This window comes from Streptomyces sp. NPDC051217 (assembly GCF_044455465.1).
Classification (GTDB): domain Bacteria; phylum Actinomycetota; class Actinomycetes; order Streptomycetales; family Streptomycetaceae; genus Streptomyces.
Window position 1 is genome coordinate 60,913 of the sequence record NZ_JBITEV010000019.1, and the last position, 18,881, is coordinate 79,793.

18 protein-coding genes are annotated in these 18,881 nt (G+C 70.8%); 12 read left to right on the forward strand and 6 right to left on the reverse strand.

The window, feature by feature from the left end; translation table 11 throughout:
• The first annotated feature begins 91 nt into the window (after positions 1-91).
• The 7 genes from ACIBBB_RS31710 to ACIBBB_RS31740 all read left to right on the forward strand — a co-directional run bounded on the left by ACIBBB_RS31710 (position 92) and on the right by ACIBBB_RS31740 (position 6,060).
• Positions 92-943: a HipA family kinase gene (locus ACIBBB_RS31710; RefSeq protein WP_398988121.1), complete on the forward strand. Its 852-nt coding sequence runs from the start codon at positions 92-94 to the stop codon at positions 941-943.
• Positions 940-1,323, forward strand: coding sequence for a DUF3037 domain-containing protein (locus tag ACIBBB_RS31715; protein WP_398988123.1), 384 nt, complete (start codon positions 940-942; stop codon positions 1,321-1,323). The genes ACIBBB_RS31710 and ACIBBB_RS31715 overlap by 4 nt, the downstream gene beginning before the upstream one ends.
• 163 nt (positions 1,324-1,486) lie before the next feature.
• A complete protein-coding gene (gene fabG / locus ACIBBB_RS31720; RefSeq protein WP_398988125.1) occupies positions 1,487-2,248 on the forward strand; it encodes a 3-oxoacyl-ACP reductase FabG in 762 nt (253 codons plus the stop codon).
• A gap of 17 nt (positions 2,249-2,265) precedes the next feature.
• Complete coding sequence (locus tag ACIBBB_RS31725; protein ID WP_398988127.1) at positions 2,266-3,042, forward strand: SDR family oxidoreductase; 777 nt, start codon at positions 2,266-2,268, stop codon at positions 3,040-3,042.
• A gap of 107 nt (positions 3,043-3,149) precedes the next feature.
• Positions 3,150-4,730, forward strand: coding sequence for an ABC transporter substrate-binding protein (locus tag ACIBBB_RS31730; RefSeq protein ID WP_398988129.1), 1,581 nt, complete (start codon positions 3,150-3,152; stop codon positions 4,728-4,730).
• 69 nt (positions 4,731-4,799) lie between these two features.
• Entirely contained in the window at positions 4,800-5,483 is a 684-nt protein-coding gene (locus tag ACIBBB_RS31735) for a uracil-DNA glycosylase (RefSeq protein ID WP_398988131.1), read from the forward strand.
• Positions 5,484-5,604: 121 nt separating this feature from the next.
• On the forward strand, positions 5,605-6,060 hold the full coding sequence (locus tag ACIBBB_RS31740) for a hypothetical protein (RefSeq protein WP_398988133.1): 456 nt from the start codon (positions 5,605-5,607) through the stop codon (positions 6,058-6,060).
• 10 nt (positions 6,061-6,070) lie between these two features.
• On the opposite strand, the gene ACIBBB_RS31745 is transcribed toward ACIBBB_RS31740, so the two are convergent.
• Positions 6,071-6,505, reverse strand: coding sequence for a hypothetical protein (locus ACIBBB_RS31745; protein ID WP_398988135.1), 435 nt, complete (start codon positions 6,503-6,505; stop codon positions 6,071-6,073).
• Positions 6,506-6,750: 245 nt separating this feature from the next.
• Between ACIBBB_RS31745 and ACIBBB_RS31750 the strand changes: the two genes are divergently transcribed.
• Positions 6,751-7,656 carry a Gfo/Idh/MocA family protein gene (locus ACIBBB_RS31750; protein ID WP_398988136.1) on the forward strand — a complete coding sequence of 302 codons (906 nt, stop codon included), beginning with the start codon at positions 6,751-6,753 and terminating at the stop codon, positions 7,654-7,656.
• On the opposite strand, the gene lnt is transcribed toward ACIBBB_RS31750, so the two are convergent.
• From lnt to ACIBBB_RS31770, 4 genes are all read right to left on the reverse strand, one after another.
• Positions 7,580-9,181, reverse strand: a complete 1,602-nt coding sequence (gene lnt / locus ACIBBB_RS31755; protein WP_398988138.1) for an apolipoprotein N-acyltransferase — start codon at positions 9,179-9,181, stop codon at positions 7,580-7,582. The two genes, ACIBBB_RS31750 and lnt, sit on opposite strands and share 77 nt — an antisense overlap.
• A gap of 139 nt (positions 9,182-9,320) precedes the next feature.
• Positions 9,321-9,782, reverse strand: a complete 462-nt coding sequence (locus tag ACIBBB_RS31760) for a nuclear transport factor 2 family protein (protein WP_398988140.1) — start codon at positions 9,780-9,782, stop codon at positions 9,321-9,323.
• A gap of 187 nt (positions 9,783-9,969) precedes the next feature.
• On the reverse strand, positions 9,970-10,140 hold the full coding sequence (locus ACIBBB_RS31765; RefSeq protein WP_398988142.1) for a hypothetical protein: 171 nt from the start codon (positions 10,138-10,140) through the stop codon (positions 9,970-9,972).
• A gap of 247 nt (positions 10,141-10,387) precedes the next feature.
• On the reverse strand, positions 10,388-11,260 hold the full coding sequence (locus ACIBBB_RS31770; RefSeq protein WP_398988144.1) for an undecaprenyl-diphosphate phosphatase: 873 nt from the start codon (positions 11,258-11,260) through the stop codon (positions 10,388-10,390).
• Positions 11,261-11,642: 382 nt separating this feature from the next.
• Between ACIBBB_RS31770 and ACIBBB_RS31775 the strand changes: the two genes are divergently transcribed.
• Genes ACIBBB_RS31775 through ACIBBB_RS31790 form a run of 4 tightly spaced genes read left to right on the forward strand, consistent with a single transcriptional unit; the run spans position 11,643 to position 17,812 of the window.
• Complete coding sequence (locus tag ACIBBB_RS31775; protein WP_398988146.1) at positions 11,643-13,523, forward strand: methylmalonyl-CoA mutase family protein; 1,881 nt, start codon at positions 11,643-11,645, stop codon at positions 13,521-13,523.
• Entirely contained in the window at positions 13,520-15,721 is a 2,202-nt protein-coding gene (gene scpA, locus ACIBBB_RS31780) for a methylmalonyl-CoA mutase (RefSeq protein ID WP_398988148.1), read from the forward strand. Before ACIBBB_RS31775 ends, scpA begins: the two co-directional genes overlap by 4 nt.
• A 4-nt stretch (positions 15,722-15,725) precedes the next feature.
• Entirely contained in the window at positions 15,726-16,742 is a 1,017-nt protein-coding gene (meaB, locus tag ACIBBB_RS31785) for a methylmalonyl Co-A mutase-associated GTPase MeaB (protein WP_398988150.1), read from the forward strand.
• On the forward strand, positions 16,739-17,812 hold the full coding sequence (locus tag ACIBBB_RS31790; RefSeq protein ID WP_398988152.1) for an enoyl-CoA hydratase/isomerase family protein: 1,074 nt from the start codon (positions 16,739-16,741) through the stop codon (positions 17,810-17,812). Before meaB ends, ACIBBB_RS31790 begins: the two co-directional genes overlap by 4 nt.
• Positions 17,813-17,930: 118 nt before the next feature.
• Here ACIBBB_RS31790 and ACIBBB_RS31795 read toward each other — a convergent pair whose 3' ends face one another.
• Positions 17,931-18,839 (reverse strand): class I SAM-dependent methyltransferase, encoded by a 909-nt coding sequence (locus ACIBBB_RS31795; protein ID WP_398988154.1) that lies wholly within the window; start codon positions 18,837-18,839, stop codon positions 17,931-17,933.
• Between the last annotated feature and the right edge of the window lie 42 nt (positions 18,840-18,881).

Here is an 18,881-nt window from a genome sequence, read left to right on the forward strand (position 1 = left end):
CCCTCGGTTACTATGCTCACTTCATGCCGGAGGCCGGAAGCAGGGCGCACCGCGATCGACGGACCACTGATGAGATGGATGGCCTGAGAAAGTGTTGAACGAGGTCGCTGCGACCCGCTATGTCACCCCCTTGCGTGAGGGCGGCTCGCTCCCCGGGATCGTCGAGGCCGACGATCTCGGGACGTACGTCATGAAGTTCACCGGCGCGGGGCAGGGGCGCAAGACGCTCGTCGCCGAGATCATCTGCGGGCAGTTGGGGCGGCGGCTCGGGTTGCGGGTGCCGGAGTTGGTGACCATGCAGCTCGACCCGGTCATCGGTCTCGGGGAGCCCGACGAAGAGGTGCAGGATCTGCTGAAGGCGAGCGGTGGGCTGAACCTCGGGATGGACTTCCTGCCCGGGTCGCTGGGTTTCGATCCGCTCGCGTACGAGGTGGGGCCGGCCGAGGCCGGCCGGATCGTGTGGTTCGACGCGCTCATCAACAACGTCGACCGGTCCTGGCGCAACCCCAACATGCTTGTCTGGCACGGCGATCTGTGGCTCATCGACCATGGCGCCACCATGATCTGGCACCACAACTGGCCCGGCGCCCAGGCGTCGGCCGCGAAGCCGTACGACGCGTCCGACCATGTCCTCGCGCGGTTCGGCCCCGACATCGCCTCGGCCGCCGCCGAACTCGCGCCGCTCGTCACCGAGGAGCTGCTGACCGAGGTCACCGCCGACGTGCCGGACGAATGGCTCGTGGACGAGCCCGGGTTCGACACCACGGACGCGGTACGGCGCGCCTACGTCGCGGCGCTGCTGCCGCGCGCGGCGACCATCCATGAACGTCTCACCCTCGACGCGCCCCCCAATGCGCGCCCCTCGGGGGCACCCGGCTGGCTGACCGAGCACCTCACGCCCTGGCCGCATCCCACGAAGAAGGCCGGAGGAGAGGGCCGATGAACGGACGCGATGTGTTCGAGTACGCGCCGCTGCGCGTCGTACCGAGGGTCGAGCGCGGGGAGTTCATCAACGCGGGCGTCCTCGTGTACTGCCGTGCCAAGTCGTTCGTTGCCGCCCGTACGCACCTGGACGAGTCCCGGCTCAAGGCGCTGGCGCCGGACGCCGATGTGGCGGGCGTACGGGCCGCGCTGCGCGCCGTCGAGAACGTCTGCGCGGGCGGGGACCCCGCCGGGCAGGCCGCGCGCGACGACGCGGGGCGGCGGTTCCGCTGGCTGATCGCCCCCCGTTCGACGGTCGTCCAGCCCGGTCCCGTACACACGGGGCTGACGCTCGACCCTGCGGCGGAGGCCGAGCGGCTGCTGGACCTGCTGGTGCGGTAGGACCCCGGCGGGCGGGTGGGCTCCCGCGGTGTGACATACGTTCACCGCCCCGTGTGCCGTTGACACCGGGTGTCAGGGCTTCTAGCGTCACGGCAGCTGAATACTAAGCGGTCGCTCAGTGCACTCGTGCCGACACCGCGATCCAAGGACGAGGAGAAGCAGCATGTCCACCACCGAGCAGCGTGTCGCCGTCGTGACCGGCGCGGCGCGGGGGATCGGCGCCGCGACCGCGGTCCGTCTCGCGGCCGAGGGCCGGGCCGTCGCCGTACTCGACCTGGACGAGGCGGCCTGCGAGGAGACCGTCGGCACCATCACCGCCGCGGGCGGCAAGGCCCTCGCCGTCGGCGGCGACGTCTCCGACTCCGCCCAGGTCGAGGCCGCCGTCGCGCGCGTCGCCGCCGAGCTGGGCGCGCCCACGATCCTCGTCAACAACGCGGGCGTGCTCCGGGACAACCTCCTCTTCAAGATGAGCGAGTCCGACTGGGACACCGTGATGAACGTGCATCTCAAGGGCGCCTTCCTGATGGCCCGCGCCTGCCAGCAGCACATGGTGGAGGCCAAGTTCGGCCGTATCGTCAATCTGTCGTCCAGTTCGGCGCTCGGGAACCGCGGCCAGGCGAACTACTCCGCGGTCAAGGCCGGCCTCCAGGGCTTCACCAAGACCCTGGCCAAGGAGCTCGGCAAGTTCGGCGTCACGGCCAACGCCGTGGCCCCCGGGTTCATCGTCACCGAGATGACGGCCCAGACCGCCGCCCGCGTCGGCATGGGCTTCGAGGAGTTCCAGGCGGCGGCGGCCACCCAGATCCCCGTCCAGCGGGTCGGCGTCCCCGACGACATCGCCAACGCGATCGCCTTCTTCACGGGCGAGAACGCCGGATTCGTCTCCGGCCAGGTGCTGTACGTCGCCGGCGGACCCCTCAACTGAAGCGGAAGGTGTCGGACATGACGGAACAGCCGAAGGAAGCGGCCCGGCCCGACAGCGGCAAGGTCGCTCTGATCACGGGCGCCAGCCGGGGTATCGGTTACGGCATCGCCGAGGCGCTCGTCGCCCGCGGCGACCGGGTGTGCATCACCGGACGGAACGAGGAAGCGCTCAAGGAGGCCGTGGAGCGTCTGGGACCCGACCGGGCCATCGGCTTCCCCGGCAAGGCCCACGACGAGGCCCACCAGGCCGCCGCGGTCGACCGCGTCATGGAGGCGTTCGGCCGCGTCGACTTCCTGGTGAACAACGCCGGCACGAACCCGGTGTTCGGCCCGATCGCCGATCTCGATCTCAACGTGGCGCGCAAGGTGTTCGAGACCAACGTCATCTCGGCCCTGGGCTTCGCCCAGCTGACCTGGCGCGCCTGGCAGAAGGATCACGGCGGTGCGATCGTGAACATCGCCTCGGTCGCGGGGGTGTCCGCGTCGCCGTTCATCGGCGCGTACGGGATGAGCAAGGCGGCGATGGTCAATCTGACCCTCCAGCTGGCTCACGAGTTCGCGCCCGGCGTGCGCGTCAACGCCATCGCGCCGGCCGTGATCAAGACCAGGTTCGCGCAGGCGATCTACGAGGGCCGGGAGGCGGAGGCCGTGGCCGCCTACCCGCTGGGGCGCCTCGGTGTGCCGGAGGATGTCGGCGGCGCCGCGGCGTTCCTCACGTCCGACCAGTCGGACTGGATCACCGGGCAGACGCTGGTCGTCGACGGCGGAATTTTTCTCAACGCTGGTGTGCACTGACATATTTTGTCAGTGAATGCTCCAAGTGCCCCATCAGACCTGCATATTGAACCGATGGGGCGCTGCGGTATGGTCGCCCGACTCGTGGCTGAACAAGGAGCGTGCACGTGTTCAACCGGACCAGTCTGCAGGCGGCTGCAGCCCTCGCGTCCATATCCCTGCTGGCCGGATGTGGCCTGTTCTCGGCGGACAGCGCCGGCGAGGACGAGAAGATCACGATCGGTACCACCAGTGAGCCGAGCACGCTCGACCCGGCCGCCGCGTGGGACAACTCGTGGGAGTTGTACCGGAACGTCTTCCAGACCCTGGTGGCGTTCCCCACGGGTAGTACGACTCCGCAGCCCGACGCGGCCGACAACTGCAAATTCACGGACTCGACGAACAAGGTCTACCGCTGCGAACTCCGCGAGGGGCTGACGTTCTCCAACGGCCACAAGCTCGACGCCGAAGCCGTCAAGCACTCGTTCGACCGCATCGTGAAGATCAACGTGAACGGTGGTCCCAACGGACTCCTCGCGTCGCTCAAGGGCGTCACCACGGACGGCGACCTGACCGTCACGTTCACCCTGAACAAGCCCGACGCCACGTTCCCGTTCGTCCTCGCCGCCCCCGCGATGTCCATCGTCGACCCGGAGGAGTACCCGGCCGACAAGCTCCGGGAAGACGGCAAACTCACCGGCTCCGGCCCGTACACGCTTGAGTCGTACACCGCGGGCAGCAACGCCGAACTGGCCGAGAACACCAGCTACAAGGGCTTCGCCGACCGTAAGAACTCAGCCGTCAAGATCCAGTACTTCCAGGACTCCGACAAGATGTTCGGCGCCCTGAAGAAGAAGGAGATCGACGTCATCTACCGAGGCCTGACCTCGGAGGAAGTCGTCGAGCTCGAACAGAAGAAGGAAGAGAACGATCACCTTCAGCTGATCGAGACCGTCGGCGCCGACATCCGCTACCTGGTGTTCAACCCCAAGGACGAGTCGGCGGCGAAGCTGCCCGTACGGCAGGCCGTGGCCCAGGTGGTCGACCGCGACGCCCTGGTGGCCAAGGTCTACCAGGGCACCGCCGAGCCGCTGTACTCGATGGTCCCCAAGGGCATCTCCGGGCACGCCACGAGCTTCTTCGACAGATACGGCGACCCGGACGTCAGCAAGGCGCAGTCCATCCTTGAGGACGCGGGCGTCGAGACGCCGGTGCCGCTGACCCTCTGGTTCACGACCGACCGTTACGGCTCCGGCACGGTGGCCGAGTTCGCGGAGCTCAAGCGCCAGCTGGAGGCGTCCGGCCTCTTCAAGATCACGCTGAAGAGCAAGCCCTGGAAGGACTTCCAGGCGGGCTTCCAGAAGGGTGAGTACCCGGTCTTCGGCCGAGGCTGGTTCCCCGACTTCCCGGACCCGGACAACTTCGTGGCCCCCTTCGTCGGCAAGAACAACGCGCTCAGCACGCCCTACGAGAGCCCTGAGATCACCACGGAGCTGCTGCCGCAGTCGCGGCGCGAGAGCGACCGGGGCGCGGTGATCGAGCAGTTCGAGCGCGCCCAGGAGATCTTCGTCGACGACGTCCGGCTGCTTCCGCTGTGGCAGGGGAAGCTCTACGTCGCGGCGTCGCAGGAGATCAGCGGCGGCGAGCGCGCGCTCGACCCGCAGACGGTCATGCAGCTCTGGGAGTTCAGCCGGAAGGCCAGCTGGTAGCGGCGATTGTCAGTGCTCACCGGTAGATTCAGGAGTGGCCCAACTGATCGTTTACCGGAGGTTGTTGACGTGACCGACACCGACATGCTGCCCGAGTCCTGGCGTGGCGTCCTCGGCGAAGAGCTCCAGAAGCCCTACTTCAAGGAGCTCACCGAGTTCGTCGAGGAAGAGCGGGCGAAGGGGCCGGTCTACCCCCCGCGCGAAGAGGTGTTCGCCGCGCTCGACGCCACGCCGTACGACCAGGTCAAGGTCCTTGTCCTCGGCCAGGATCCGTACCACGGCGAGGGCCAGGGCCATGGTCTCTGCTTCTCGGTGCGGCCCGGGGTGCGCACTCCTCCCTCCTTGCGGAACATCTACAAGGAAATGAAGGAGGAGCTGGGCCACCCGGTGCCGGACAACGGCTATCTGATGCCGTGGGCCGAGCAGGGCGTGCTGCTGCTCAACGCCGTTCTGACGGTGCGGGCCGGTGAGGCCAACTCGCACAAGGGAAAGGGCTGGGAGCAGGTCACTGACGCGGTGATCCGCGCGGTGGACGCCCGGCCCGATCCCGCTGTCTTCGTGCTCTGGGGTGCGTACGCGCAGAAGAAGCTGCCGCTGATCGACGAGTCGCGGCACGTGGTGGTGAAGGGCGCGCATCCCTCGCCGCTGTCGGCGAAGAAGTTCTTCGGCTCGCGCCCGTTCACCCAGATCAACGAGGCGATCGCCGCGCAGGGGCACAAGGCGATCGACTGGCGCATCCCCGACCTGGGCTGACCGGGTCCCGCCCCGCCCGGCGGTCCGCGCCGGGCGGGTGAGCCTGTGCCCGAATGCCGGTCGGGACGGTTAGCGTCGGGCCGGACGGGATCGACCGGGCGGGCGCGGGAGGCGGCAGGCGATGGAGCGGCGCGAGGTGTCGGAGGACGCCGTCCTGACCAGGATCGGGCAGGCGGTCATGCTGCTCCACGGCGGTGACCGCGAGGAGGCGCGCAACCGGTTCGGCGAGCTGTGGACCGAGATCGGCGAGTCCGGCGACCCGCTCCACCGCTGCACGCTCGCGCATTACATGGCCGACACGCAGGACGATCCCGGCGACGAACTGGCCTGGGACCTGCGCGCCCTGACCGCGGCGGAGGGACCGGCCATGTCCCTCGCCTCACCGGCGGTGCGCGCCTTCTACCCCTCGCTCCATCTCAACCTGGCCGCCGACTATGTGAAACTCCAGCGCCCCGACGCGGCGCGACTGCACCTCTCCCGGGCGCGCGCCGCCGTGAACGCGCTCGGGGACGACGGGTACGGGAACGGGGTCCGGACCGCGATCGGCCGGCTGGAGCGGCAGCTGCTCGACGACTGAGCGACGTGCCTCAGTCGCCGTACGTCTCCTCGCAGAGACGGCTCTCCGGGCTGTCCGGCTTCCAGCCCCCGTACCGCTCACCGAGCGCGCACAGCTCCCCGCCCGTGTCCGGCAGCGCCGTCGGGGGCGCCGGGGCGGGCCGTGCGGTGGTCGGCGCGGACCGTTGTACGGCCGCCCGGCGGCGGGGCGGCTCGGGTGGCGGCCGTACGGCCGCCGACGTGGCCTGCAGTTTCGGAGGCGGCGTGCGCGCGAGTGGGGCCGCGGCCTCCAACGCCTCGCGCGCCGGCGGCTGCACGATCCGCGGCGCCACGGTGCGCCGGGGCGGGGCCTCCCGTACGGCTCCGACGCCCGTCCCGGCCTCGGGCTCCACGGCCACGCAGGCGGAGACCCCGCCGACCGCCACACCGAGCAGGAGTACCGCTGTCGTTCTCGTTCGCCGTGTCACCGGGACAACTCTGCTGGCCGGGCGGCGTGTCGGAGACATAACGGCGCGCTGTGACCCGCACGGGTGACGCGGCCCGCGCGCGTGTTGCCGTCGCCGTCCCCCGGCGTGCCTCCGAGCGCCTCCGCGGGCGTCGCCGACCGGCCGTCCCGGCATCGCCCGTATGCTGCGGATCAGGGTCCGCCCGGCGGACCCCCGCGCACCGGCGCGGGAGAGCAGGACCGCGGCACGGCGACAGGGAGACCCACGTGAAGGTCGGCTGCATAGGGCTCGGCGACATCGCCCGGAAGGCGTATCTGCCGGTGCTCACCACGCTGCCCGGGATCGAGCTGCATCTGCACACCCGTACCCCTGCCACCCTCGCGCGGGTCGGCGACACCCACCACATCCCGGGCGAGCGGCGCCACGCCGACCTCGACTCGCTTCTCGCCCAGGGGCTGGACGCGGCGTTCGTCCACGCGCCGACCTCCGCGCACGCCGAGATCGTCACCCGGCTGCTGGAGGCCGGTGTGCCGACCTTCGTCGACAAGCCCCTCGCCTACGAACTCAAGGACTCCGAGCGCCTGGTCGCCCTCGCCGAGGAGCGCGGGACGAGCCTCGCCGTCGGCTTCAACCGTCGCTTCGCGCCCGCCTACGCGCAGTGCCTCGAACATCCGCGCGATCTGATCCTCATGCAGAAGAACCGCATCGGCCTGCCCGAGGACGCCCGCGTCCTCGTCCTGGACGACTTCATCCATGTCGTGGACACCCTGCGCTTCCTGCTCCCCGGCCCCGTCGAGCACGTCGACGTCCGCGCCCGGGTCCGGGAGGGCCTGACGCACCACGTCGTGCTCCAGCTCTCCGGCGACGGCTTCACCGCCATCGGGATGATGAACCGGATGAACGGCTCGACCGAGGAGATCCTCGAAGTCTCCGGACAGGACACCAAGCGGGCCGTCCACCACATCGCCGAGATCGTCGACCACAAGGGCCAGCCCAGCGTCCGCAGGCGCGGCGACTGGGTGCCGGTCGCCCGGCAGCGCGGCATCGAGCAGTGCGTGCTGGCGTTCCTCGACGCCGTACGCGCGGGGAAGACGCTCAGCGGCCGGGACGCTCTTTCGACGCACGAGCTGTGCGAGCGTGTGGTGCTGGCCGCTCGCGCCCAGGCCGTCTGAGCGACCGGGCCCCCTCGAAGGCGCAGAGAGCCGCGAGAACGGCCAGCGCGCCGTACAGCGGCCAGGCGCCGAGGTCGACGAACGCGGTGGTGCCGCGCGCCAGCGGAACCTCGTAGACGGCGCTCGCGCTGCGATCCGTACCGAGCGGGGTGCCGACCCGCTTGCCCTCCGGGCCGTACACCGCGCTGATGCCGGTGAGTGTGGCGTGCACCGTCGGGCGGCCCGTCTCGGCCGCCCGCAGCGCGGCCAGCGTCGCGTGCTGCTCGGGCGCCCAGCTCTGCTGGAAGGTCGACGTCGCCGACTGCGCGACGAGCAGTTGCGCGCCGTCCCTGACCAGCGCCCGGCTCATGTCCGGGAACGCCGACTCGAAGCAGATCAGCGGGCCGATCCGCAGCCTCTCCTGCCAGGGACCGGGCAGCACCATCACCACCTGATGTGTGCCGCGTCTGCGGTCCTGGGACGCCGCCTTGCCCACGGACGTCGCCCAGCCGAGCGCGTCGCGCATCGGGATGTACTCGCCGAACGGCACCAGGCGCATCTTGTCGTAGCGGTCGCCCGTCAGCCCGTCGGGACCCACCAGTACGGCGCTCTTGAAGATCCCCGTGCGCCCCGCCTCGTCGGAGCCGGGAGCGTCCATGTTGATCAGGACCGGGGAGCCGACCCGGCGTGACAGCGCGGCGATACGGTTCGCCAGATCGGGCCGGTTGGTGAGATCGCGGCCGACGCTGCTCTCGCCCCAGACCACGAGATCGAGATCCTGTCCGTCGAGCGAGCGCGTCAGCTCCTCGCTGCGGTCGAAACGCCGCTCTACGCCCGCGATGACACCGGGCTGGACGATGGCGATACGGGCGTGCCCGGCGTTCTCCGGGAGCGGTGCCCAGATCCAGGCGACGGTCACGGCGACGGCGCACGCCACGAGGCACGCGACGGCGGTCGTACGGGCCGTGGAGACCGTCAGCAGCACGGTCAGCGCCGTGTTCACGGCGACCACCAGAAGACTCACCAGCCATACGCCTCCGACCGAGGCGAGCCGTAGCGCGGGCGCCACGTCCCACTGACTGGCGCCCAGCAGCCCCCAGGGACCGCCGAGCCCGTCGAAGGACCGCACCGTCTCGATGATCAGCCAGCCCGACGGCAACACCGCCAGCGCGGCGACCGTACGCCGGACCGACGGACGTCCGCGGAGCATCACGCGGACCAGCCAGCCCCACGGCCCCCACAGCAGCCCCAGAAACCCGCCCAGCACCAGGATGAACACGTGCAGGCTCGGGATCAGCCACTGATGGACGGCGAGCATGAAGCCCAGCCCACCGATCCAGCCGTCCAGGAACGCGCGCCGGCCAGTCGGAGCCGTACGCAGCATCATCATCCACGGCACGAGAGCGATGTACGCGAACCACGCGATGTTCGTCTCGGGAAAGGCGAACGCGGGCAGCGCTCCGGCCACCAGGGCCGCGAATCCTCGCCACACCGGCGAATGGGAACGACGGACCCATGCCTCCCGCCGGTCGACCGGAACCCACATGCCGTGCCCCCTCGTCCCGCCCGTGAGCGGTGCAGATCAGCGGTACGGGTCAGTGTGGGGGAGAGAAGGCGCGGGAGGACAGAGCTTCCCCGGTGTGTCCGCCCCTCGTCGGGTCGGCCGCCGCCGTCGCCACCGGCGGTCAGCCCCCGGCGGTGCCACCGGCGCCGCGCCGCGCCTTCTCCCCGGCCACGACGGTGTGCAGCAGCCAGCCGTCATCCGTACGGGTGAGCCCGAAGGTGTAACGGCTGATGGCGAGGGTCGCCTCGCCGGACTCCGGGAACAGCGTGCTCAGGTTGTCGGCCCGTACCTCGGCGCGGTCGCCGCCCGGATATCCGTCGACGTTCTCGAAGGTCAGCCGGCGATTGCCGATCAGGTGCTGGCGTACGGGGAAACCGCCCAGGACGCCGGCGAGCCAGTCGGCCACCTCGGCGGCCGACCCCTCGATTCCACCGGCGCCGCGGTGGTCGGCGCGTCCGTCGGACGTGAAGAGCGCGAGAAAGCCGGGCCAGTCGCCGTCGTCCAGGGCCGTCGCGTAGCCGCTGATCACCTCGTCGACGGCCAGCCGGTCCATCACGGTCGCGAGATCCACACGCTGCGTCATCTGATCATTCTCCGGCAGTGGAGGCCCCAGGCCAAGAGGTCGGCGGATCCGCCGATCATCCGGTCCTGAGGATCGGCCGGATCCGTCGGGGACACATGCGGATATAGGGGAAAGGCCCGGCCCCGCGGTGTCACCGCGGGACCGGGCCTGACTCCCGACTGTCGAAACGCGCCCCTGGGCGTGCGCCCTACGCGGCCTCGTCGACCGCGTCGTGCAGGGCCGCCGCCCATTCCAGCAGCAGGACTTCGTACTCCTCGGCCGGCCACGTGCCGTCGGCCGCGTCGACCAGGGCGCGGATGCGCTCGTTGGCCGCGATGGCGCCGGACGCCGCGGAAGCGGTGGAGGAAGTTGTGGACATATGGCAACCGTACGGGCTGCCGCCCGGTTCCCGCGCCGTTCCGGGAGCGGGATAGCTCACACGCCGACAGGGCAACCCCACGGTGCGTCAGCTTCGGGCCCTGTCGCACCAAGGGTTCCGGCCGTCGCCCGGCGGTCCGGGGGCGGGCGACGCCCGGACGTGTCCTTGCGCACACCCCGGGCGCGGACGACGGCGTGGGACCGGCCTGGAGGCCGGGAAGAAGAGGGGGAGACCCGGCGTCGGGCGGTCAGCCGGCGGACTCGCCCGCGTGCGGGCTCAGGGTGTCCGTGCCGACGAGTGCGAACAGCACGATGCCGAGCAGGATCCGGTAGATCACGAACGGCATGAAACTTTTCGTGGTGATGAACTTCATGAACCAGGCGATAACGGCATATCCAACGATAAAGGCGATGATCGTCGCGAAGATCGTCGGCCCCCATGAGACATGCCCCTCGCCTGCGTCCTTCAACTCGAAGGCGCCCGAGGCCAGTACGGCCGGGATGGCGAGCAGGAACGAGTAACGCGCCGCCGCCTCACGGGTGTAGCCCATCAGCAGTCCGCCACTGATCGTCGCACCCGACCGGGAGACACCCGGAACCAGCGCCATGGCCTGGCAGAACCCGAAGATCAGACCGTCCCTGACGTTCAGTTCCTTCAGCGTCTTGCGCTCCTTGACGGCGCGGTGCTTCCCGCCCGTCTCGTCGCGCGCCGCCAGCCGGTCCGCGATGCCGAGGATGACACCCATCACGATCAACGTCGTCGCGATCAGCCGCAGATCACGGAAGGGCCCCTCGATCTGGTCCTTGAACGTCACCCCGAGCACTCCGATGGGGATCGACCCCACGATCACCAACCACCCCATCTGCGCGTCGTGGTCGGAGCGCATCGCCTTGTTCGTCAGCGAGCGGGACCAGGCCGAGACGATCCGGGCGATGTCCTTGCGGAAGTAGATGAGGACCGCCGCCTCCGTACCGATCTGCGTGATCGCGGTGAACGCCGCACCCGGATCGTGCCAGCCCGCGAAAGCGGCGGTCAGCCGCAGATGCGCGCTGGAGGAGATGGGCAGGAACTCGGTCAGCCCCTGGACGAGTCCGAGGATGAGTGATTCGAACCAAGACATTGGGTGCTACGCCATCCAAGAAAAGATCGTGCACCGGCCGGTGTGAACACGGGGCAGTGGCGGGTTGCGGACTGAAAAAGTTGGCGCGCGTAATCGCTCGTCTGCGCGGGTGTACGGAGGGGCCCGTCACGCGCCGGTCTGGGGCAGCGTAGCCGTTGATGATTATGAGACGGCGCCAGCCCCCTGCGCGGGCGGGGGACACACGGCGACGAGGGCAGCACCGAGGGCGACACATGGCGTGAATTCGAGGGTCGAGGAGGGGCCGTTGAGGGGGTCGCTAGGGGGCGCATAGGGGAGCAGTCAGGGGGCGTACAGGGGGGAGGGCAAGGTCACACGGGTCCAACCTGATGGCTTGGAGATGCCCTGCCCTACCATCTCGGCCATGACGCTCCTGCCCGACAGCGGGCTATCGCTGGCAGCTGAGTTCCCCGAGCCGACCCATGAGCAATGGCAGGGTCTGGTGGAGGGGGTACTCCGGAAAACCGGTCGGAACGTCTCGGGGACCGACGCCGAGGACGCACTCTCGACAACCATCGAGGACGGGCTGACCACCCGTCCCCTCTACACCGCCGCCGACGACCCCGGGGACGGCGGTCTGCCGGGCTTCGCGCCGTTCACCCGGGGCGGCACCCCCGGCGGCCCGACGCCGAGCGGCTGGGACGTACGCCAGCGCCACGCGCGGACCGACGCGGCGCGCACCAACGAGGCCGTACTGGAAGACCTGGCCAACGGCACCACCTCGCTGTGGCTGGCCGTGGGAGAGACGGGCGTGCCCGTCTCCGCGCTGGGCGACGCCCTCGACGGCGTCTATCTCGACCTCGCCCCGATCGCGCTCGACGCGGGGGACGAATTCCCTGGCGCCGCCGCCGAGTTGCTGCGTCTTCTCGACGACCGCGACGTCCCGCGGGACGAGGCGCGCGGCACCCTCGGCGCCGACCCGCTCGGCCGCCTCGCCCGCACCGGCGACGAGACCCCCGGCCTCCAGGACGCCGCCGCGGAACTCGCCCGGCTGTGCCACCGCGAGTACCCCGGACTGCGCGCCCTCGTCGTCGACGCCCTTCCCTACCACGAGGCCGGCGGCTCGGCCGCCCAGGAACTCGGCTGCTCGCTCGCCGCCGGCGTCGCCGCGCTGCGCGACCTCGACGCCGCCGGACTCCCCTTCGAAGCGGCCTGCGGCCAGCTGGAGTTCAGGTACGCGGCCACCGCCGACCAGTTCCTGACCATCGCCAAGCTGCGCGCCGCGCGCCGGCTGTGGGCCCGGGTCGCCGAGGTCGGCGGAGCGGGACCGGCCGGCGCCGCACAGCGCCAGCACGCCGTCACCTCCTCGGTGATGATGACCCGCCGCGACCCGTGGGTGAACATGCTCCGAACCACGGTCGCCTCGCTGGCCGCCGGGGTCGGCGGCGCCGACGCCGTGACCGTCCTGCCTTTCGACCACACCCTCGGACTGCCGGACAGCTTCGCCCGGCGGATCGCCCGCAACACCTCGACCATCCTCATCGAGGAGTCCCACCTCGGCCGCGTCATCGACCCGGCGGGCGGCTCCTGGTACGTCGAGCGGCTCACCGACGACCTCGCGCACGCCGCCTGGGCCTGGTTCCAGGAGATCGAGCGGGCGGGCGGCCAGCGCGCCGCGCTGCGCGACGGCCTGGTCGCGACACGCCTCGCCGCGACCTGGGCGGCCCGCTCCGAGAAGCTGGCCCGCCGGCGCGAACCGGTCACCGGCGTCAGCGAGTTCCCCCAGCTCGCCGAGACCCCCGTCGTACGCGACGCACCGCCCCCGGCCCCGGCCGGCGGACTGCCCACCGTCCACCGCGACGACGCCTTCGAGACTCTGCGGTCCCGCTCCGACGCGCATCTCGCGTCGACGGGCGCCCGCCCGCGCGTCCTGCTGGCCGCGCTCGGCCCCGCGGCGGCGCACACGGCGCGCGTGACCTTCGCGTCGAACCTCTTCCAGTCCGGCGGCATCGAACCGGTCCACGACCCGGTCACCGTCGACGCCACCACCGTGGCCGACGCCCTCACCGCCTCCGGCGCGACCATCGCCTGCCTCTGCTCCAGCGACCCGCTCTACGCCGAGCAGGCCGAAGAGGTCGCCGCGGCACTGAAATCGGCCGGCGCCACCCGCGTGTACCTCGCGGGCCGCCCCGGCGAACAGCGAGAGACCTTCACCCGGGCCGGAGTCGACGAGTTCGTCGCCGCCGGCGACGACGCCGTCGCCGTACTCTCCGCCGCCCTCGACCACCTTGGAGTGGCGCGATGACCGTCCCCGACTTCACCGGCATCGACCTGGGGCCCGCCGCGGCCACGGGCGCGAACGAGGACCGCTGGCGCGCCGCAGTCAAGGAGAGCACCGGCAGGAGCGACGCCGACCTCGTCTGGAACACCCCCGAGGGCATCGCCGTCAAACCGCTCTACACCCCGGGGGACCTCGCGGGCCTCGACTTCCTCGGGACGTACCCCGGCATCGCGCCGTATCTGCGCGGCCCCTACCCGACGATGTACGTCAACCAGCCGTGGACGATCCGCCAGTACGCGGGATTCTCCACCGCCGAGGAGTCCAACGCCTTCTACCGGCGCAACCTCGCCGCCGGGCAGAAGGGCCTCTCCGTCGCCTTCGACCTGCCCACCCACCGCGGCTACGACAGCGACCACCCGCGCGTGACCGGTGACGTCGGCATGGCGGGCGTCGCCATCGACTCCATCTACGACATGCGCCAGCTCTTCGACGGCATCCCGCTCGACAGGATGACGGTGTCGATGACGATGAACGGCGCCGTCCTGCCCGTACTCGCGCTCTACATCGTCGCGGCCGAGGAGCAGGGCGTACCACCGGAGAAGCTGGCCGGGACCATCCAGAACGACATCCTCAAAGAGTTCATGGTCCGCAACACCTACATCTATCCGCCCGCGCCCTCGATGCGGATCATCTCCGACATCTTCGCGTACACCTCGCAGAAGATGCCGCGCTACAACTCGATCTCCATCTCCGGCTACCACATCCAGGAAGCCGGCGCGACGGCCGATCTGGAGCTCGCCTACACCCTCGCCGACGGCGTCGAGTATCTGCGCGCCGGACTCGACGTGGGCCTCGACGTCGACGCGTTCGCGCCCCGGCTCTCCTTCTTCTGGGCCATCGGCATGAACTTCTTCATGGAGATCGCGAAACTGCGCGCGGCGCGGCTGCTCTGGGCGAGGCTCGTCAAGAAGTTCGACCCGAAGAACACCAAGTCCCTGTCGCTGCGCACCCATTCGCAGACCTCCGGCTGGTCACTCACCGCGCAGGACGTCTTCAACAACGTCCCCCGTACGTGTGTCGAGGCGATGGCCGCCACCCAGGGCCACACCCAGTCGCTGCACACGAACGCACTCGACGAGGCCCTGGCCCTGCCCACCGACTTCTCCGCGCGCATCGCCCGCAACACCCAACTGCTGCTCCAGCAGGAGTCCGGCACCACCCGCGTCATCGACCCCTGGGGCGGCAGCGCCTACGTCGAGAAGCTCACGTACGACCTCGCGCGCCGCGCCTGGCAGCACATCGAGGAGGTCGAGGAGGCCGGCGGCATGGCGCAGGCCATCGCGGCCGGCATCCCCAAGCTCCGGATCGAGGAGGCGGCGGCCCGCACCCAGGCCAGGATCGACTCCGGGCGCCAGCCGGTCATCGGCGTCAACAAGTACCTGGTCGAGACCGACGAGCGGATCGAGGTCCGATCGGTCGACAACTCCTCCGTACGGACACAGCAGATCGCCAAGCTGCGCCGGCTCCGCGACGAGCGCGACGAGGCGGTCTGCCAGGACGCGCTGCGCGCCCTCACCGGCGCCGCCGAGGCGGGCTCGACCCCGGGCCTCGACGGCAACCTGCTGGCCCTCGCAGTGAGCGCGGCGCGCGCCAAGGCCACCGTCGGCGAGATCTCCGACGCCCTGGAGAAGGCGTACGGGCGCCACTCCGGCCAGATCCGTACCATCTCCGGTGTGTACAGGAACGAGGCCGGGACGTCACCGGCGGTCGAGCGAACCCGGGTCGCCGTCGAGGAGTTCGAGGAGGCCGAGGGGCGCCGCCCGCGCATCCTGGTCGCCAAGATGGGCCAGGACGGCCACGACCGCGGCCAGAAGGTCATCGCCACCGCCTTCGCCGACCTGGGCTTCGACGTCGACGTCGGCCCGCTGTTCCAGACGCCCGGCGAGGTCGCGCGGCAGGCCGTCGAGGCCGACGTGCACATCGTCGGGGTGTCGTCGCTGGCCGCCGGACACCTCACGCTGGTGCCCGCCCTGCGCGAGGAACTCGCCAAAGAGGGCCGCGAGGACATCATGATCGTCGTGGGCGGTGTGATCCCGCCCGGAGACATCGACGAGCTGCACCGCGCGGGCGCCGCCGCCGTCTTCCCGCCCGGCACGGTCATCCCCGACGCCGCCCAGGATCTGCTCACGACCCTGGCCGCCGCTCTCGGCCACGAGCGGTGAGCCGGTGGCTCCTCGGAACACCATCGACATCGACGCCTACACCAAAGGCGTGCTCGACGGCTCCCGTTCGGCCGTGGCCCGCGCCATCACCCTGGTGGAGTCGACCAGGGCCGACCACCGGGAACTCGCCCAGCGGCTCCTGACCGCGCTGCTGCCCTACTCGGGCACGGCGCGCAGGATCGGCATCAGCGGTGTGCCCGGCGTCGGCAAGTCCACCTTCATCGACGCCCTCGGCACCATGCTCACCGGCCTCGGGCACCGGGTCGCCGTCCTCGCCGTCGACCCGTCGTCCACCAGGACGGGCGGCTCCATCCTCGGGGACAAGACGCGCATGGAGCGCCTGGCCGTCGACCCGGCGGCCTTCGTCCGTCCTTCACCCACGGCGGGCACCCTCGGCGGCGTCGCGAAGGCGACCCGCGAGACGATCATCGTGATGGAGGCGGCGGGGTACGACGTGGTGCTCGTGGAGACCGTCGGCGTCGGCCAGTCGGAGACCGCCGTCGCGAACATGGTCGACTCCTTCCTGCTGCTGAGCCTCGCCCGCACCGGCGACCAGCTCCAGGGCATCAAGAAGGGGGTGCTGGAGCTGGCCGACCTCATCGCCGTCAACAAGGCCGACGGGCCGCACGAGCGGGACGCCAGGTCCGCCGCGCGCGAACTCGCGGGCGCGCTGCGCCTGATGCACCCGGTCGACGCGGCCTGGACGCCGCCGGTACTGAGTTGCAGCGCCCGTGAGGGAACGGGGCTCGACACCGTCTGGGAACGCCTGGAACAGCACAGGAAGGTCCTCGACACCAGCGGTCGCCTCCAGGGCAAGCGGAGTGACCAGCAGGTCGACTGGACCTGGTCGATGGTCCGTGACCATCTGCTGGACCGGCTGCGGAGCCATCCGGGCGTACGCTCGCTCGCTCCCGGGCTCGAACAGTCCGTACGGGAGGGCACGTTGACCGCGACGCTGGCCGCCGAGCGGATCGTGGAGGCACTGGAGCTGCCGGCGGACGCGGGGGGAGGGGCACGATGACGGCGGGCCCTCCCAAGGAGGACGAGACCGTTCTCGTACGGCGCGAAGGGCGCGTCGGCCGGCTCACGCTGAACCGGCCGCGCGCGCTCAACGCCCTCACCCACGCCATGGTGTCGCGCATCGACGCCGCGCTCACCGCGTGGGAACGGGACCCGTCCGTAAGGACGGTGCTCATCGACGGCGCAGGGACACGCGGGCTGTGCGCGGGCGGCGACATCCGGGCGATCTACGAGGACGCGCGGACGGGCGGTACGGCCTCGCCCGCCTTCTGGCGCGACGAGTACCGCCTCAACGCCCGGATCGCCCGCATCCCGGGGCCGTACGTCGCCTTCATGGACGGCATCGTGATGGGCGGCGGCGTCGGCGTCTCGGCGCACGGGAACGTCCGGATCGTCACCGAACGCTCCGAGGTCGCCATGCCCGAGACCGGCATCGGCCTCGTGCCGGACGTCGGCGGTACGTATCTGCTCTCCCGGGCGCCCGGCGAACTCGGCACGCATCTCGCCCTCACCGGCGCGGCGGTGGGTGCGGCCGACGCGATCCTCTGCGGGCTCGCGGACCACTGCGTCCCCTCCGGCCGGCTGCCCGCACTCGCCGCCGAACTCGCCTCCACGGACGTGCCGGTGGCCGTACGGCGCCACGCGACGACGCCGCCCGAGGGGGAGTTGGCCGACGACCGTGAGTGGATCGACGCGTGTTACGCGGCCGACTCGGTGGAGGAGATCGTGGGCCGCCTCTTCGCCGGCGGGCACCACGCGGCGAAGCAGGCGGCGGAGACGATCCTCACGAAGTCGCCGACGGCCCTGAAGGCGACGCTGGCGGCCCTGCGGGCGGCGCGGGAGCTGGGGACGCTGGAGGAGGTGCTGGACGCGGAGTACCGCGCGTCCTGCGCGGCGCTGCGGACACCGGACCTGGTGGAGGGGATCCGCGCTCAGGTGATCGACAAGGACCGGATGCCCGGGTGGGTTCCGGGGGAACTGGAACGGGTCACCTACGAGGACGTGGCCCGCTTCTCGGCGGTCCCGCCGGGCGGGGACCTCGGGTTGGCGAGGCCGGAAGCCGGTTCATAGCCCCAGCGTTTCGCCTTCGCCTTCGCCTTCGCCTTCGCCTTCGCCTTCGCCTTCGCCTTCGCCTTCGCCTTCGCCTTCGCCTTCGCGTTCACGGCCTCGGTGAGGATGAGGCGCGGCGTCACGACCGGGGCTTGTCCGCGAACACCCAGCGGTTGCCCTCCAGCGCGTCGTTCGGCTCCGGCAGCGGGCCGCGGCCGTGGCGGCGGGTGAAGTGGAACGGGGTGTGGACCGCCGTGGACCAGCCCCTGCCCGCCAGATCCGCCGCGGAATCGGGCCGCGGCTCCCCGTCGAACAGGTTGAGCAGGTCGATACCGATCTGGTGTCTCGTGGCGGTGTAGAGCGGGCTGTCGCGGTACGCCAGCAAGTCCTTCTCCAGCTTGACCTCGTACGCCAGAGCGCTTCCTCCCGCGCTCAGCCGGTCCACCGTGTCGATGAGGTAGGTCTCGGCGGTCATGGGCAGGTAGAACAGCAGCCCCTCGGCCAGCCAGACGCTCGGCGCGGCCGGGTCGAAGCCGGCCCCGGTCAGTGCGCCCACCCAGTCGGCGCGCAGATCCGTCGGGATCGGCACGCGCACCGCCCTCGGGGTGGCCGACAGCGCGCCGAGCACCTGGTGTTTGAACGCCAGCACGCCTTCCCTGTCGATCTCGTAGATCACGCAGTCGCCGGGCCAGTCGAGCCGGAAGGCCCGCGTGTCCAACCCCGCCCCGAGCAGGACGACTTGGCGGGCACCTCCCGAGTGCACCGACTGAAGCAGGAAATCGTCCAGGACCCGCGTCCGGAGGCCGAAGTAGCGCGCGAAGCGTCCCCACAGCGGGTTCGCGTCCCCGTCCGGCACCTGCCGGATGTGGACGGGCCAGCCCGCGCAGGCCGGTGCCGCGCGCACGAAGTGCTCCGCGTAGACGTCCCGCGCCAGGCTGTCGGGGCGGTGGGTCTCGATCGCCCGCGCCGCGGCGACCAGGAGAGCGGTCAGCCCGACACCCCCGTCCACGCCTTCCGTACTGGTGTTTTCATGCACTGTGCCGGTCATGCGTCCTCCTTGGTACGAGCAGGGACCACGAGAAGCGAGCGA